At 43.0% G+C, this 621-nt stretch carries 1 protein-coding gene; it reads right to left on the bottom strand.

Translation table 11 applies throughout. From position 1 onward, the window contains the following. Positions 1-87: 87 nt before the first annotated feature. Complete coding sequence (locus R7O03_RS22725; RefSeq protein ID WP_020838879.1) at positions 88-597, bottom strand: DUF6882 domain-containing protein; 510 nt, start codon at positions 595-597, stop codon at positions 88-90. Between the last annotated feature and the right edge of the window lie 24 nt (positions 598-621).

The following is a 621-nucleotide window of genomic DNA, read 5'->3' as shown; positions in this document are numbered from 1 at the left end:
AGCTCCCGCATACCACCTTAAACACTAAAACCAACGCATAGTAAAAATGCCACGCGTTGCGAATCACTCTTAAACAGCTTGTTATACCTAGTTTGCCCAACTTATGTCAGTTATCACCATGTAAGTAAAACCCGTCTCTCCCGTGGTTCGGTAGGCACCTTTAGCTTCCAAAAGATAAGAGGTCACGGAAGTCATTTCCCACCCATCAATCTCATCCGCTTCCCACTTGTCTATGATAAGCGCTTCATAGCCTTTTGACTCGCCAAACTCTCGAACGATGTGCATCTGATCTTTTACATTGTCATAAATGTAAGAGTTTGCCCAAGACCAAAGCCATGTATTTGACGTGGTAGAAATAGAACCGACGAACTGTACCTTTGCAATAACAGCAACCTTTCCATCGTTTGAAAATATAAGAGTACCGCTTTCCTGATCCCAGTCGAAACGCTCATGTTCACCAAGTTTAAACTCGCTCATCAGCTTGCTCTGCTTTTCTGTCAGAGCAGTATGCGCTTCGGTAACAAAATCTTCCCAGCTAATATTTGCGTTGGCATTTGAAACGAATAATCCCATGGCTGCTGTTAGTAATTTCTTCATAATTCTCCTACGAGGTATAACGCC

The organism is Vibrio sp. Vb2960 (assembly GCF_033337665.1).
Taxonomy (GTDB): Bacteria; Pseudomonadota; Gammaproteobacteria; order Enterobacterales; family Vibrionaceae; genus Vibrio; species Vibrio alginolyticus.
Note: the sequence above shows the minus strand (reverse complement) of the source record. Positions and strands in the feature narration are given on the sequence as shown.

What these genes read in the sequence shown, in the direction of transcription:
- R7O03_RS22725 (WP_020838879.1), bottom strand. Translation starts at nt 597, where the DNA reads ATGAAGAAATTACTAACAGCAGCCATGGGATTATTCGTTTCAAATGCC.